The sequence below is a fragment of the candidate division WOR-3 bacterium genome (assembly GCA_039804165.1).
Lineage (GTDB): Bacteria > Hydrothermota > UBA3072 > UBA3072 > UBA3072 > JAFGHJ01.
The window spans coordinates 146,604-162,622 of the sequence record JBDRZZ010000002.1 but is presented as its reverse complement, the minus strand read 5'-3'; the positions used below and the strand labels follow the sequence as shown (position 1 = coordinate 162,622).

Annotated in this window: 15 protein-coding genes and 1 other RNA gene; all 16 read right to left on the bottom strand. The window is 32.7% G+C overall.

Annotated elements, in window-relative coordinates; genetic code table 11:
- Window positions 1-3: 3 nt before the first annotated feature.
- The 16 genes from nadD to ABIN61_01775 all read right to left on the bottom strand — a co-directional run bounded on the left by nadD (window position 4) and on the right by ABIN61_01775 (window position 16,011).
- Window positions 4-561, bottom strand: a complete 558-nt coding sequence (gene nadD, locus ABIN61_01850; GenBank protein ID MEO0292948.1) for a nicotinate (nicotinamide) nucleotide adenylyltransferase — start codon at window positions 559-561, stop codon at window positions 4-6.
- Window positions 558-1,274, bottom strand: coding sequence for an outer membrane protein assembly factor BamD (gene bamD / locus ABIN61_01845; GenBank protein ID MEO0292947.1), 717 nt, complete (start codon window positions 1,272-1,274; stop codon window positions 558-560). The genes nadD and bamD overlap by 4 nt, the downstream gene beginning before the upstream one ends.
- Window positions 1,271-1,957: a tetratricopeptide repeat protein gene (locus tag ABIN61_01840; protein MEO0292946.1), complete on the bottom strand. Its 687-nt coding sequence runs from the start codon at window positions 1,955-1,957 to the stop codon at window positions 1,271-1,273. Before ABIN61_01840 ends, bamD begins: the two co-directional genes overlap by 4 nt.
- Before the next feature lie 166 nt (window positions 1,958-2,123).
- Window positions 2,124-2,957, bottom strand: coding sequence for a purine-nucleoside phosphorylase (locus tag ABIN61_01835; protein ID MEO0292945.1), 834 nt, complete (start codon window positions 2,955-2,957; stop codon window positions 2,124-2,126).
- Window positions 2,958-2,966: 9 nt separating this feature from the next.
- On the bottom strand, window positions 2,967-3,503 hold the full coding sequence (locus ABIN61_01830) for a DivIVA domain-containing protein (GenBank protein MEO0292944.1): 537 nt from the start codon (window positions 3,501-3,503) through the stop codon (window positions 2,967-2,969).
- A gap of 15 nt (window positions 3,504-3,518) precedes the next feature.
- Window positions 3,519-3,875, bottom strand: a transfer-messenger RNA (tmRNA) gene (gene ssrA, locus ABIN61_01825).
- Between the two features lie 85 nt (window positions 3,876-3,960).
- Window positions 3,961-4,470, bottom strand: coding sequence for a hypothetical protein (locus ABIN61_01820; protein MEO0292943.1), 510 nt, complete (start codon window positions 4,468-4,470; stop codon window positions 3,961-3,963).
- Between the two features lie 90 nt (window positions 4,471-4,560).
- A complete protein-coding gene (locus ABIN61_01815; GenBank protein ID MEO0292942.1) occupies window positions 4,561-5,229 on the bottom strand; it encodes an OmpA family protein in 669 nt (222 codons plus the stop codon).
- Window positions 5,230-5,294: 65 nt separating this feature from the next.
- Entirely contained in the window at window positions 5,295-8,480 is a 3,186-nt protein-coding gene (gene carB, locus ABIN61_01810) for a carbamoyl-phosphate synthase (glutamine-hydrolyzing) large subunit (protein ID MEO0292941.1), read from the bottom strand.
- The gene (gene carA, locus ABIN61_01805; GenBank protein MEO0292940.1) at window positions 8,480-9,550 is read right to left on the bottom strand and encodes a glutamine-hydrolyzing carbamoyl-phosphate synthase small subunit; all 1,071 of its coding nucleotides are present in this window, start codon (window positions 9,548-9,550) and stop codon (window positions 8,480-8,482) included. Before carA ends, carB begins: the two co-directional genes overlap by 1 nt.
- 190 nt (window positions 9,551-9,740) lie before the next feature.
- On the bottom strand, window positions 9,741-11,393 hold the full coding sequence (gene recN, locus ABIN61_01800; GenBank protein ID MEO0292939.1) for a DNA repair protein RecN: 1,653 nt from the start codon (window positions 11,391-11,393) through the stop codon (window positions 9,741-9,743).
- Window positions 11,390-12,184 (bottom strand): NAD(+)/NADH kinase, encoded by a 795-nt coding sequence (locus ABIN61_01795; protein ID MEO0292938.1) that lies wholly within the window; start codon window positions 12,182-12,184, stop codon window positions 11,390-11,392. Before ABIN61_01795 ends, recN begins: the two co-directional genes overlap by 4 nt.
- Window positions 12,181-13,008, bottom strand: coding sequence for a peptide chain release factor N(5)-glutamine methyltransferase (prmC, locus tag ABIN61_01790; GenBank protein ID MEO0292937.1), 828 nt, complete (start codon window positions 13,006-13,008; stop codon window positions 12,181-12,183). The genes ABIN61_01795 and prmC overlap by 4 nt, the downstream gene beginning before the upstream one ends.
- Window positions 12,986-14,077 carry a peptide chain release factor 1 gene (gene prfA, locus ABIN61_01785; protein MEO0292936.1) on the bottom strand — a complete coding sequence of 364 codons (1,092 nt, stop codon included), beginning with the start codon at window positions 14,075-14,077 and terminating at the stop codon, window positions 12,986-12,988. The genes prmC and prfA overlap by 23 nt, the downstream gene beginning before the upstream one ends.
- The gene (locus tag ABIN61_01780) at window positions 14,067-14,792 is read right to left on the bottom strand and encodes an NAD-dependent deacylase (protein ID MEO0292935.1); all 726 of its coding nucleotides are present in this window, start codon (window positions 14,790-14,792) and stop codon (window positions 14,067-14,069) included. The genes prfA and ABIN61_01780 overlap by 11 nt, the downstream gene beginning before the upstream one ends.
- A gap of 79 nt (window positions 14,793-14,871) precedes the next feature.
- Window positions 14,872-16,011, bottom strand: a complete 1,140-nt coding sequence (locus ABIN61_01775) for a GWxTD domain-containing protein (GenBank protein MEO0292934.1) — start codon at window positions 16,009-16,011, stop codon at window positions 14,872-14,874.
- Between the last annotated feature and the right edge of the window lie 8 nt (window positions 16,012-16,019).

Genomic DNA, 16,019 nt, shown 5'->3' with positions numbered 1-16,019 from the left:
TTTTTATTTATATAAATTGCGTCTATTTATGTAGGTTAAAACTTCCTTTGGAAGAAGAAAATCAACTGGTTTGCCTTCTTTAATTTTATCTCTTATTTCTGTTGAAGATATTTGGACTATTCTTGAATTAAGTAGGATTAAGCCCTTTGGAAATTTTTTAGGGATTACTACACTCCTTCTAAATACAAAAACTTTCACCAATTTTAAAATTTCTTCCCATTTATACCATTTTTTGAAATCACAAGCCTGATCCTCCCCTATAAGAAGACAAAGTTCTTTTTCTTTTTTAAGTAATTCTTTTATTGTATCATAGGTGTAGGATATTCCCTTCCTTTTAGACTCTATATCTAAAACTTCAAAAAATTTACTACTCTTTGTAGCTAATTTTAACATATTATATCTGTCTTTAAATGGAAGAGAATCCTCAGAATTCTTAAAAGGAGAACGCCAGGCTGGAACGAATAATATTTTTTCAAGGTTTAATAAATCTAATGCATCTGTAGCAAGTATTAAATGCCCAATATGGACAGGATCAAAATTCCCACCAAAAATTCCTTTCACTTTTTCAACTTACTCAATTTTTTCTGGGCTTTTTCTTTTAATTCTCCCTCAACTTTCTCGTAGTATGAAATTGCAAGAGAATCAGAATTATTAGAAAGAGCTATATCCCCAAGTAATAAATTGGCCTTATCTTTCCACCTCTCGCTTTTCTCTGCCACTTTTTCAAGATAAAAAACCGCCGCTTCCTTAATACCTACTTTAAGATACATCTCCCCAATTTCAAGTAACTTCTTATTTAACTTTTCTTCAGCATTTTTCTTACCTTCTTTAGCTTCATCTAACCATTTTGAATAAGGATACTTTTTTATAAACATCTCATAGGTCTTTATTGCCTCTTCTGTTAAAGTCTGATCTCTCTGAGGTATAGGACTCATCCTTTCCATACATTGAGCAATCCTCAATAATCCTTGTTCACTCCAAGAAGAATTAGGAAAATTATTTACAAGAAATTGGAACTCATTAAGTGCCTCATCATATATTTTTAATTTATAATATGATTCAGCATAATAAAATTGAGCATCGTCAATCCAGTGACTTCCCGGATATCTATTAAAGAAAGTTTTAAAGTATTCAATTGCTTTTTTATATTTTCCTTGGTTAAATAATTCAACAGCTAACTTAAACTCTTCGTCTGCAGAACCTAGCTCGGGAATAACATTTTTCCCACAAGAAATAAATAGAAAAGCAACAAGTAAAAAAGTGTATCTCTTCAAGATTTTTCCTCCATATTTTTTATAATTTCAAGAATCTCTTCCGCCTCTTTTCTAATCCTAGGTTTAGCTAATTTATTGATTTCCAGAACCTTGTGGTAACACTCCTTTGCTTCTTCATATTGTTCCTGACTAAACTTTATATCTCCCAATAAAAAATATGCATCATCAACTAAGATCTCTGGAATTCCAAGAGAAATAACTTCTCTAAGATACAACTCCGCTGATTCATAATTTCCTTCTTCAAATCTCTTTTCCCCAAGTTTAAAAGAAATTTTTCCAAGCCAATATCTTAATCGCCAATTTGAATATTCCTTTATTGCTTCTTTAAGAACTTCATAAGCTGACACTAAGTCATCCATACTTATGTAAGATTGAGCTAATTTCAACCTAACATCTCCATTTTTGTTATCATACTCTAATCCCTTTATATAAAAATTTATGCTTTTCTCATATTCTCTCGAATCAAAAAACCAATCTCCCATTAAGATATTTTTGTCCTTTAGATCATATCCAGGGTCTATTTCCAAAATTTTTGAATAAATCATTACAGCAGTAAAAGTTTTTCTTTTCTTTGCAGATTTTTCAGCCTCTTCTATAAGTTTTTCAAGAACCTTAGGTTTCCATTTTGGATCCTTAGCAATTAATTTATCAAAACACTTCAAAGCTCTCCTCGGGGCATTCAAATTCAAATAGATTTCTCCCTGAAGGAAAATTTCTCTTGGGACTTCGGAGTTTTCCAATAGAATTAAAGCTCTGGTAGGTTTAAGCGAGCGATAGTATTCAAAAGCCTTATTATAAGTGCTTTCTTTTCGGCAACAAAAAAACAAAAGGAGTAATATTAGAGAGATTTTATATTTCTTTAACAACTTCAACAATTAATTTAGAAAGTTTAGGAGCGGCCTTATTTGCAGCTTCTAAAACAACTTCATGACTTACCTCTTCCATTGCATCAGGCAAGCACATATCTGTTATTACTGAAAGACCGAGGATTTTTCTTCCCATCCATTTCGCTACAATTACCTCAGGAACCGTTGACATTCCAACCGCATCTGCTCCTAAGATCCTTATCATTCTATATTCAGCTCCAGTCTCAAAAGTCGGACCTTGGAGACCAAAATAAACACCTTTTCTTATCATTATTCCCATCCTTAACGCAATATCTTCTGTCTTTTCCACTAAAGTCTTATCATAAGTATTAAACATATCAACAAACCTAGGACCAAACCGTTCATCATTTGGTCCTCTTAGAGGATGCTCAGGGAAAAAATTAATATGGTCAGTTATAATCATTATGTCTCCCCTTTTAAAAAGAGGATTTACACCTCCAGCAGCATTTGTAACTATAAGAATCTTTATTCCCAAAAGACACAAAAGCTTTGTGCCAAAAGTGACCTTATCCATATCATAACCCTCATAATAATGAAATCTTCCGTTCATCACACAAACTTTTTTCTCTTTAATTTGACCACAAACAAGATCTCCGGAATGTCCTTTCACTGTAGAAGTAGGAAAATTTGGGATATCTTTGTAAAGGATCCTTACGGGATTTTCAATCGACTCAGAAACATCTCCAAGTCCAGAACCAAGAATTATACCGATATCAAAATTTTCAAAATTAACTTTTTTTATAATATATTCTTTACTTTCTCTCAAAGATTCAAAACTTCTATCTTCAAAAGCCATTTCTCTCCTCTATTCCTTAAATAGTTCTTGAACTTTCATTTTTGCTTTTTCAACTTCTTCAGCCTTCTCCTTTTGACCAACAGTAATCTCTGGGCCCTTAATATTTTCAACCTCTTCAAGCATTTTAAGCTGAGAAGCTAAAAAACTTCTAAACTGAATAATAAAGCCATTTCTTTGACTTTTTAAAGCACTAATTTGACTCTGAAGATCTTTTACTTTAGAAGCAGCTTCTTCTATAATTTCACTTGCCTGTAATTTAGCTTTTTGAATAATCATTTCAGCCTCTTTCCTTGCATTTCTTCTCATTTCATCAGTTGTTCTTTGAGTTGAGGTTAAAGTGTCCTGAAGAGTTTTTTCCATTCTTTTATAATCTTCAATTTTGGAATCTAATTCTTTTAATTGTTCCGCCATTCTTTTATTCTCACGAATTAAATTCTCTATTTCCTTTGCTAACATTTCAAGGAAAATATCTACTTCATTTTTATCATATCCCTTAAAAGATCTTCTAAACTCCTGTTTTCTAATATCTAAAGGTGTTATTTTCATAAAACCTCCTTTTTAAAGTGGAGGCGGCGGGAATCGAACCCGCGTCCGAAATACCTGTTTGTAAGCTTCTACACGCTTAGTGATTGTTTCTCTTCTCGCTATTCCTTTACCCAATCACAGGATTAGAATAGCTCAGCCAGTTTTAAATTCGGTTACAAAAATACTGGCGGATTTTTGTAACCTATCTCCTTTTTATGACGCCCTTCTTTAGAGTAAGGAGAAGACTCTAAAGAGGACGGGCAGCTTTTTATTAAGCTGCCATGGCATAATTGAGATTGCCATTTATTATAAATGTCACAGTTTAACGAGTTATGACAACTCGGCGTGCCACTTACAATCCAGCAGTATTCCGTCGAGATCCAATTCGCCCCCATTGTTTATTTTATATATTAATAATCTAATCAATATAAGTCAACCCCTATTTTTAGAAATTAAAGAATATTAAGAAAGAAATTAATTAAAAAATTGTATTAATAATATTCACAAACTTTTTATACTCAACCATATTTTCTATATTAATATTCTCTTGATCCACTTTCTCCATTATTTCTATAGTTTTTGGTTTATTATAAATAATCGTATCATAACCTGACATTATTATTGTATCTACCTCACCATAAAAACCTATATGATCGAGAGAATCGAGACGATCTACAACTACACCATCATCATCAATTGCTGCTATATAAGTTGAACCGAAAGAAAAAACTGTGATAGAATAAGTTCCATCTTTATCCACCTCAAGATCATAACCTCTAAAAAAATCGGGATCACGTAAAGCTTCACCATTAAGAGTATCTATCTCGTTTAGACAATTTAATAAATTTACATCGCCTTTAATAGCAAGAACAACCTTACACTCCGTTGAATTCACTTTACCAGAAATTGTAGTAAGGACATCCGAAATTTCTTCACACCCAATTATAAAGAAAAAAATCATCATTCCATAAAATATTTTCTTTTTCATATTATACCTCATATATCTCTTAAAAGCGGGAAAGAAGTAAGAACTTATTCTTTCCCGCTTTATTTATTATATGATTTTAATTACCAGGAACTATCCAGAACCGGCTTCTTTCTCCGCAATTTTCTTGAGTTGTTCGTTAGCGTAAATTGCGACTTCTACACGACGATTTAATCTACGACCTTCCTCTGTCTCATTGCTGGCAATAGGCTGTTGTTCTCCATAACCCATCACTGTAAAACGAGTAGGATCAACTCCCAAACTGGCAAGATAATTTGCTACTGATTGAGCCCTTCTTTGAGACAAATCAAGATTATATTCTTCTGAACCTATAGCATCTGTATGTCCTTCCAGCAATATATTGGTATCTTTATACTTATTTAATATTCTCGCAAGTTTTTTCAATTCTTCCATACTTTCTGGCTTTAATGTTGATTTTCCTGTATCAAAGAGTATTCCAGAATCAAAAGTAATCTTTATTCCTTCACCAACTCTCTCAATCTTTGCACCAGCAAGATCTCGTTTCATCTCTTCAGCCTGCTGATCCATATAGCGACCAATGTAGGCTCCTGCAGCACCTCCAATTGCAGCTCCTAAGATAGCTCCTAAAGCTGTATTTCCTGCCTTCTTCCCAATTAGCCCTCCAACAACTCCTCCTGTAGTTGCTCCAACTAGTGCTCCTGTTTGCTGACGGGTTGCACAACCAAGCTCTCCCAGTATTAACACAAGCACTAAAACTATTCCTACTACTCCTCTTTTCATAATCTACCTCCTTTTAAGATTTGCTTTGATTTAAAAATACACATTTTTGGTAATATGTCAAGAGTTCAATATTCATCCCAGCTTTTTATCTTAAGATCACTAAGAGATGTTTTTTGCATTGCTTCAACTAATCTCTTAGCAAGTTGTAAGTCTGTAATAAGTGGAACATTGAAATCTACAGCTTGTCGTCTTATTAAGTAATCGTTATCAAGCTCTTCCTTCTCAATATTTTTGGGAATATTTATCACTAAATCAATCTTGCCATCCGCAATATAAGTTAGGGTATTAGGTTCTTTTTTCTCTAAAGGCCAGTGGAGAACTTTTGCTTCTATTCCATTACTTTTCATAAAATCGGCAGTCCCTTTAGTCGCATAAAGTTCAAATCCCATATCTTTCAGAATTCTTGTGCTTTCTAAGAATTCTGCTTTACTATCAATAGGACCTGTGGAAAGTAAAATTGACTTTTTGGGGATTCTAAAACCAACAGAGATTAAACTTTTCAGAAAAGCTTCATTAAAGTCATCCCCAAGACATCCCACTTCCCCAGTAGAAGTCATCTCTACGCCAAGAATTGGATCAGAACCTTTTAATCTCGAAAAGGAAAACTGAGGAGCCTTAACACCTACATAATCAAGATCAAAAGCAGAGCTTTTTAAAGGAGGGACTTTCTTCCCCATTATTATCTTCGTTGCAGCCTCAATAAAGTTAATTTTAAGAAATTTAGAAACGAACGGAAAACTTCTTGAAACCCTCAGGTTACATTCTATAACTTTTACTTCGTTATCTTTTGCAATAAACTGGATATTAAAAGGTCCTGTGATATTCAAAGCTCTTGCTACTTTCTTTGCAATTATTTTTATTCTCCTCATTGTTTCTAAGTAAGTTCTCTGAGGAGGAAATACCATTGTTGCATCTCCAGAGTGAACCCCTGCATTCTCAACATGTTCAGATATAGCATAGCAATACAATTCCCCTTTATTGGCGACAGCGTCAATTTCTATTTCTTTTGCTCCTGTAATAAATTTACTTATAACCACAGGATGTTCTCTACTTACTTCTGAAGCCCTCTTAAGATAACCTTCTAATTCTTCCTCACTTAGGACAATACTCATTGCAGCTCCACTTAAAACATAACTTGGACGAACCAAAACAGGATACCCAACTTCTTTCGCAAAGTCTTCTGCGTCTTTAATTGAAGTTACTTCTCTCCAGGGAGGTTGCGAGATTCCAAGCTCGTCAAGTAATTTTGAAAATTTGTGTCGGTCTTCAGCTCTATCAATATCAATAGGAGATGTGCCAAGAATCTTAACCCCGCTCTTATATAAAGGTAAGGCAAGGTTATTAGGAATCTGTCCGCCCATAGATACAATTATTCCTAATGGTTTCTCTTTCTCATATATATCCAAAACTCGCTCAAAACTCATCTCTTCAAAATACAATTTGTCACAAATATCGTAATCAGTGCTAACGGTTTCTGGGTTGTAATTTACCATTATTGCTTTATAATTCAAATTTCTAAGTGTGGAGACAGCATTTACGCAACACCAATCAAATTCCACAGAAGAACCAATCCGGTAAGCTCCTCCCCCAAGAACAATAACTTGATTTTTCTCATTAAATTCAAGGTCATCCTCAGAAGCATTATATGTAAGATATAAATAATTAGTCTTAGCAGGATACTCTCCAGCAAGAGTATCTATCTGTTTAACATAAGGAACAATTTTTTTCTTTTTTCTTGTTTCTCTAACTTCTAATTCGGTTGAACCTGTAAGAATTGCGATTTGTTTATCTGAAAAACCTTTTCTTTTTGCCTCTTTTAAAAGCTCTTCAGAAATTTCTTCAAGTTTCTTTCCTTTTATTTTTTCCTCTACATCAATTATGTTTTTTATTTTATACAAAAACCATGGATCTACCTTCGAAAGCTTATATATTTCTTGTATTGGGTAACCTCTTTTAATTGCTTCAACAATTGCAAAAATTCTCTTATCTGTTGGCTCTTTTAACTCTTTTTCCAAATCCTCAAATTTTATATCATTACAAACAACCCCATTCATTCCAACCTCTAACATTCTAATAGCCTTCTGGAGGACTTCCTCAAAGCTCCTTCCTATTGCCATTACTTCTCCAACAGATTTCATTTCGGAACCTATATTGAAACTAACTCTTTTAAATTTTTGCAAGTCCCATCTCGGATACTTTAGAACAACGTAATCTATTGCAGGCTCAAAACAAGCAGATGTTTCCTTCGTAATAGCATTCCTTAATTCGATTAAACTATAACCTAAAGCAAGTTTAGCAGCAATAAAAGCAAGGGGATAACCTGTCGCCTTAGAAGCAAGGGCTGAACTCCTACTTAACCTTGCATTAACTTCAATTATTCGGTAATCTCCCGATTCGGGATGAAGAGCATATTGAATATTACATTCACCTACAACTCCAAGATGTCTAATCACCTTTATTGTATAAGACCTTAATTTAAAATTCTCTGAAGCTGTCAAAGTTTGAACAGGTGCAACAACAATGCTCTCTCCTGTGTGAATACCCATTGGATCAACATTTTCCATTGAACACACAACAATACAATTATCATAGCAATCTCTTACAACCTCATATTCTATCTCTTTCCACCCATCGAGATATTCTTCAACCAAAATTTGCTTTGTAAAGGAAAAAGCTTTCTTTGCTATTATTCTTAAATCTTCTTCCTTATAGGCTACTCCTGAACCTAAACCTCCAAGAGCATAAGCTATTCGGACTATAACAGGATATCCTATCTCAGAACCAACTTCAACAGCCTCCTCAACATCAGTAACAGCTTTACTCTTAGGAACTTTCAAATTTATTTCTGTAATTTTCTTAACAAATCTTGCTCTATCTTCTGTGTCTAAAATAACTTCAACCGGGGTCCCAAGAACCTCCACTCCATATTTTTCAAAAATTCCGTTTTCTCCCAATTCTGCTCCAACATTTAAACCAGTTTGCCCTCCGAAACCAAGTAAAATTCCATCCGGTCTTTCTTTCTCAATTACTTTTTCTACAAAATAAGCATCCAATGGTAAAAAGTAAATTTTATCTGTTAAATATTCTGAAGTTTGAATTGTAGCTATATTCGGATTAATAAGAACTGTTTTTATCCCTTCTTCCTTTAGGGCTTTGATTGCCTGACTGCCAGAATAGTCAAACTCTCCCGCTTGTCCAATTCTGATTGCTCCAGAACCTAAAATTAGAACTTTTTTTATATCTCTTCTTATCAAAGCGCCCTCACAAATAAATCGAAAATAAATTCAGTATCATCTGGACCTGGAGAAGCCTCAGGATGAAATTGAGAACCAAAGAAAGGCTTAGAGAGATGGATTATCCCTTCGTTTGTTTGGTCATTGTTATTATAAAACCATTCTCTCCAATCCTCAGGAAGTGTCTTAGCATCCACAGCATATCCATGATTTTGAGAAGTAATATAACATCGCCTTGTTCCAACTTCTACGCAAGGTTGATTCTGTCCTCTATGTCCATATTTTAGCTTATAGGTATTAGCTCCTGCAGCAAGTCCAAGAATTTGAGAACCGAGACATATCCCAAGGATTGGGATATTTTTAGAAATAGCTTTTCTTACATTTTCTATCGTAGCTTCACATTTTTTAGGATCCCCAGGACCATTTGAGATTAAAACTCCATCAATTTTATCCTTTGTAAAGTCAAAATCCCAAGGATATCTAATAACAGATATATCTCTCTTTAAAAAAGCTCTTATTATATTATTCTTAACTCCACAATCAACAAGACCTATTCTTTTTCTACTTCTTTTATATTCTATCACCTCCTTTACACTAACCTCGGATACTAAATTTCTCTCATTTGGATTATCAAATTCGATATCTTCATTATTAAATACAATTTTACCAAGCATTGTTCCTTTTTCTCTTAACCTTTTCGTTAACATCCTTGTATCTATTCCATATAAACCTGGAATTTTACTATATTTAAACCAATCCATAAGGGATCGTCTCGCACTCCAATGAGAATAATCAAACGAAAGGTCTGAGATGACGAGCCCTTTAACCTGAATCTCCTCTGATTCGAAATACTTCAATAATCCATCTTCTCTTTCATCTCCAGGAACCCCATAATTTCCGATTAAAGGATAAGTTAAAACAAGAATTTGACCTCTATAAGAAGGATCGGTTAGAGTCTCAGGATAACCAACCATTCCTGTATTAAAAACAACTTCTCCACTAACATTTTTTTCTTCTCCGAAAGAAAAACCCTCAAAAATAGAACCGTCTTCTAAGATAAGCTTCCCTATTCTTTCATTGTTTGACATTCACTAAATTCCTCAAAAAACCAATTAAAAAAACACCTGTTTTACAGACATTCCCTAATTTCTCTTCTTTAATTATTAAGATTACTTTCTTCACCGAATTACCCGTTTCAATATATAAGCTATTATAACTCTGTCAAGGGGATTATAAAATTTTTTTAATGCATAAGTTAGAAACAACCAAAATTTATAATTATTTTTTACTTAATAGCTCAATAGCGTGCCTTCTTGCTGTTTCAATGGAAATTTCACCTGAAATCATTCTTGCAATTTCTTCAACCCTTTCATCACCACTGATTTCCTTAACTTCTGTAACCGTTCTCCCTTCTCTTTCTTTTTTCTCAACTTTTATATGGAAACTAGCTTCTGCAGCAATAGAAGGAAGATGTGTTACACACAAGACCTGTCTTTTTTCCCCAATTTTTCTCATTTTCTCTCCTACTTTCTTGGCAAGACCTCCTCCTATTCCTGAGTCTATTTCATCAAAAACTAACCCTTCTACTTGATCCACATCCGAAAGAATAGATTTTAAAGCGAGCATAACTCGTGATAATTCCCCCCCTGAAGCAATACTTGAAAGTCTATTCCATCCTTCACCTACGTTTGGTTCAAATAAAAACCTTACTTCGTCTTTGCCTTTTTCATCTGGTGTTTCTTTTTCTTTTATCTCCACTTTAAAATGAGCTTTCTCAAAGCCCAAATCTCTCAACTCTTCTTCTACTTTCTCGGCAAATTCTTTGGAAATCTCTTTCCTTTTTTCCGAAACTTTATCTATTAATTCTTGAAATTTTTTCTCTTCGTCTTCTATCTTTCTTATTAATTCTTTCTCCCTTTCTTTTAAGGAATCTATATCAAAAAACTTCTTCTTTAATTCCTCCTTTAATATAAGAAGGTCTTCAAAACTTTTTTTATACTTCCTTTTTAGATTCTCCACTCTATCTACTATATTTGTAAGTTCAAGAAGCCTCTCTTTATCATAAGAGAGCCTATCTCTATATCTGTCAAGCTCCAAAGAAGAATCCTGAAGAATCAAATTTGCTTCTTCTAATCTCCTTCCAAGTTCTTCCAAGGTTTTATCAAAAACTCCCGCCCTTTTAACATTTGAAGTAACTAAAGACAATTTACTCAGAATTGATTGATCTCCATCGCTTAATAAAGAACTCGCATAATACATTAATTCTTTTATTTCTTCAAAATTATCAAGTTTTCTCTTCTCCTCTATCAGTTCTTGATATTCTTTAGGTTCCCATTTTATAAAATCCAACTCATTTCTCTGAAACTCATATAGCTCCTTCTTTTCGTTTATTTCCTTTTCTTTTAAAGTTATCTCTATAAGTTCTCTTTTTAGACTCTTAAGCAAATCAAATTTCTCCATCATTAATTTTCTCTCTTCCATTAATTTACCATAAGAATCCAAAAAATCTATATGAGTTTCTTCTCTTATAAGTAATTGATGCTCATGCTGACCATGAATATCAAAAAGGAGATCCCCAATTTCTTTTAAAATCTCAATATTGGCAATAGAACCATTTATGTAAATTCTTCCTCCTCCTTTTCTATTTATAATCCTTCTTATAACAAGTTCCTCTTCTTCTGGTATTCCGTATTTATCTAAAATCTTACTTATTCGTGGAGAGTTATTAAAAATCCCTTCAACAATAGCTCTATCAGTTTCTCTCCTTATGGAAGTTATATCTCCTTTATCTCCAAGTAAAAGAGAAAGCGCATTTATTATTATAGACTTACCTGTACCTGTTGAACCTGTCAGGACATTAAAACCCGGAGAGAAATTTAATTCAACTCGTTCAATAAGAGCATAGTCTCTAATTCTCATCTCCTTAATCATTTATTCCCCCAATTTAATTTTTCTCTTAAAATACTAAAATACTTCCAATCCTTAATTTTCACAACCTTCAAAGGGCTTTCATTTTTTCTAATTAAAACTTCTTCATCTTCATCAAGATTAAATAATCTCTGCCCGTCACAAATAAAATTACACGATCTTTTTACCTTTACAAGAATACGAGATTTCCAACTAACCACAATAGGGCGAAAAGTCAAAGTGTGTGGTGATATTGGTGTTATCACAAAAGCCTCAACATCCGGTTTTAAAATCGGTCCACCAGAAGAAAGAGAATATGCGGTAGACCCTGTAGGAGTAGCAATAATTAGTCCATCTCCTGAAATTTGAGTTACAAATTCATCATCTATAAATATATCTAAATTAATGACTCTAATATCCTTTGAAGAAAAAACACAATCATTCAAAGCTATTTCTTCTTTTCCTTTAAAATTAGCTTTTAAAAGAGACCTCTCCTGAATGTAATAATTTTTATCTTTAAGATACAAAAAAACTTTATCAATTTCTTCTTTTTTAATATCAGTAAGAAAACCAAGATTCCCTAAATTTATTCCCAAAATTGGTAGATTAAATTTACATACAATTGAAGCTGCCCAGAGAAATGTTCCATCTCCTCCAACTGCAATTCCAAAATCAAATTCTTTTAACTCTTCTTTTTCTTTTTTATATACAGAGACTGAATAATTATTATTCTTTGCTGCTTCTTTTATTTTTTCCAAAACAGTTTCAATATATTTTTTTCCTGGAGTATAAAAAACGATTATTTTATTTTTCATTTTCTTATCCCAAATAATATTCTATTTCTTCCAAACTGATCAGGTAAAATCGAAGCGTAAATTCTTTCAGGGATCTTTATATAAGGCAAATTAACCTCATCAATTTCAATAAGAATATACCCTCCTTTTCTTAATCTAAGAGAACCTTCTTCCAATATTTTATTTATAAAATAAACACCATTCTCTCCTCCATTAAGAGCCAGCATAGGCTCTTTCTTAACAACTTCATCCAAACTGCTTAAATTCTCTATAGGAATATATGGAGGATTAGAAATAATTAAATCAAACTTTTCCTCTTTTGAAAAACAACTTAGTAAATCTGCAATAACTATACTCACATAAGATCTAAGATTATGGAAATCAAAATTTTTCTTACATATTTTTATAGCTTTCCTTGAAATATCTGTAGCAATTATATTAGCTTCTTTTAAAGAACCAGCAATACTTAAAGATATTGCTCCCGAACCTGTTCCTATTTCAAGAATAAAAGGAGCTTTTAAATTTTTCAATTTATGAATGGCTAAAAATGTCAAAAACTCTGTTTCGGGTCGAGGAATAAAAACACCTTCCTCTATAAAAATTTTAAAACCAAGAAAATTTGTAGAGCCAATTATATATTGCCAAGGTTCTCCTTCTTTTCTTCTTCTTAAATAATTCTCAAACTTCAAAAAGGCTTTTTCATCAAGTTCTTCTTCATTAGTTAGAATCTCTTCCCTCTTTTTACCCGTAGATTCTTCCAAAAAAACAAAACTCTCAAACTCCGGATTATTGCTAAATCTGGATAATTCTTTGGTTCCAAGATCAAGAGCTTCTCTTAACTTCATTTAAAACATCCTCCCTATTAGCTGCTTTTAAACTTTCTATTAAATCATCAAGATCCCCATCAAGAAAAGAATCCAAATTATACTTAGTATAATTAATCCTATGATCGGTAATTCTATTCTGTGGAAAATTATATGTTCTTATTTTTTCACTTCGATCACCAGAACCGACCATTTGTCTCCTTTTCGTTCTAATCTCATTTTCCTCTTTCTCTTTTTCAAACTCAAAAAGTTTTGCTCGTAATAGCCTCATTGCTTTCATCCTATTTTGATATTGAGATCTTTCATCTTGACAAGTAACTACAAGTCCAGAAGGTTTATGTTCAATTCTAACAGCTGTAGCAGATTTGTTTACGTGTTGTCCTCCAGGACCTGAGGCCGAATAAAAATCAATTTTAAGATCTTCAGGCTTTATCTCTACTTCTACCTCCTCTCTTTCGGGAAGAACAGCGACAGACACAGCAGAAGTATGAATTCTACCACTAGATTCAGTAATTGGAACTCTTTGCACACGATGGATTCCACTTTCAAATTTCAAATTCCCATAGACATTTTTACCAGAAATAATAGTGATAACTTCTTTATATCCATTCATCCCTGTTTTATTAAAATCAACCACTTCAAATTTCCATCCTTTACTTTCTGCATAACGAGAATACATTCTCAGAAGATCCGCGGCAAATAAAGCCGCCTCTTCTCCTCCAGTTCCTGCACGAATTTCAAGAATCACATTCTTATCATCATCAGGATCTCCAGAGATCAAAGCCTCTTTTATTTCATCTAGTAATCTCTTACTTTCCTTTTTCAGCTTTTGAATCTCTTCTTTCGCAAGTTCTATTATTTCTTTATCTTCTGTTTCTTCAATAATATTTTCATCTTCCTTTATCTTTTCCATAATTTTATTGTATTCATCAAAAGGTTTTATCACCAATTCTAAGGCTTTTTTCTCTTGAGACAATTCTATAAACTTTTTCTTCTCAGTAATAATTTCAGGACTCTGAAGAGCCTTCAGAACTTCTTCATATTTAGTTTTATATTCCTTTGCTTTTTCTAAAAAAAAGTTATCCTCCATTTTTAAGCAACTCCTCATAAAGTTCAGGGAGAACTATTGAAACATCTCCAAAAATAGAATAATCTAAGTATCTACTTAAAACTGTCTCTTCTATATTTACCTCAACCACAAAAGCTCCATATTCTTTTGCAATAAGAGGAATAGAAGCTGCGGGTTGAACAACCCCTGAAGTCCCTATAACAAAACAAAGTTCGCTTCTCTCTGCATATCTTCTTGCTTCGAGAAGTGCATCATATGGAAGAGGTTCTCCAAACCAAACAACATCAGGTCTTACCAAACCTCCACATTCTTCACATTTAGGGATTTCTTTTGTATCTATTTCTCCATATTTTTTTCCGCAATCATTGCATTTGTTTCTGTAAATATTACCGTGAAGCTCAATAACTTTATCTGAACCAGCCTCTTGATGTAAATTATCTATATTTTGAGTTATTACTGCAAAATCTTTAAAAAATTTTTGCATTTTTGCAAGAGTGAAATGAGAAGCATTTGGCTTTGCTTTTTTTATCAAATTTTTTATCTCTATATGCCATTCCCAAACTATTTGAGGATTCTCTTTAAACATTTCAACAGAAAAAGGAGTCTTATCTTTCCAAAAACCCTCACTGCCTCTAAAAGTCGGAATGCCTGAGGGAGCCGAACTCCCTGCTCCTGTCAAAGCGAATGCAGTTTCAGCTTTTTTTATCCTTTCTAAAACTTCTTTATCTATCTTCATATAGATAAAAGTATTTTGGATTTTTCTATTGTCAACATCTTTTTAAAAAATATAGATTTATAAAGACTTTACTTTAAAATTATCTCCAATATTCAGGAGGGGGATTTAACAACTCATAATCTCCTGTAAGATATCGCTGCACAAAAATCAACTTATACCTTTTATCATAATAATACCATATTTGATAAGCATAATATTCTGAAATGTTACTAACAGGTTCTTCAGTTATATAATCAGGGGGTCCTAAAATGATGTAAATCTTTCCCCTATCTGTCCTCCAACCTTCAAAGAGAGAATTGTACGAAAAATGCTTATTTGCATAGTCAACTCTCTCAAAATAAGTAATTTGGATCTCATTTATGTTATCTCCAGGTGTTGGATCTTTACTTTCCCAGAACTCATTCCATAGCTTTTCTCTCTCTTCTATTTCCGCGGTTAGTAATTTCTTTATCTCACTTGAAGTAGCAATGTATTCCATTTGCCTAACTCTTTCTAAAAATCTTTTAGATTGGAAAAAAGGGTGCCATACCCTGAAAGAAATAGATTTTCTTATTACTTCTTTTCTCTCTATAGGCTTAAGTTCTACAAAAAAAGTATAAAAACCTTCTTCAAATTTAGAAGCAGGAATAAAAACTTTTACTTCTTGAATTTTATTAACAAAAAATGTTGTATCCCTTTTAAAAAAAACCTTCTCTTTTTCATCTTTGAAATAAAGAGTCAATCCAATTTTTTCTTTTTCTTTACTTAAAATATTTATCTTAATTTTAACAGTATCTTTATTTGTAAAGACCTCTTTAGAAGGATTAGAAAGCCATCTTATAGAGCCAATGTCTGGGGACTTTAGTTTTGAGATTTTTATTTTTTCCGACTTACTCCAAACTCTATTTGAATTAATATCTGAAAGAGTAAGAATAACTTCTACTTCTCCTTCAGGAACTTCCACTTTAATGGAATCGCTATGGTAAAGATTTTCAGATTTGGTTTCATTATAATCATTAACCAATATTTTATTTTTTTTACTCTTGCCTCCCATTTGATATCTATCTCTTTTCAAAGCTAAAGAAACGAGATATTCTCCTAAATAGAAAGTATCCCTTTTATAAAATACCAAATCAGAAAAAGGTATTCTATAACTTGCAATCACATAAGGAACAAAATTAGTGTCTCTTCCTACTTGAAAATCCGCACTAAATCCTATTAAAAATGAAACAAAAAACATTCTCTCTC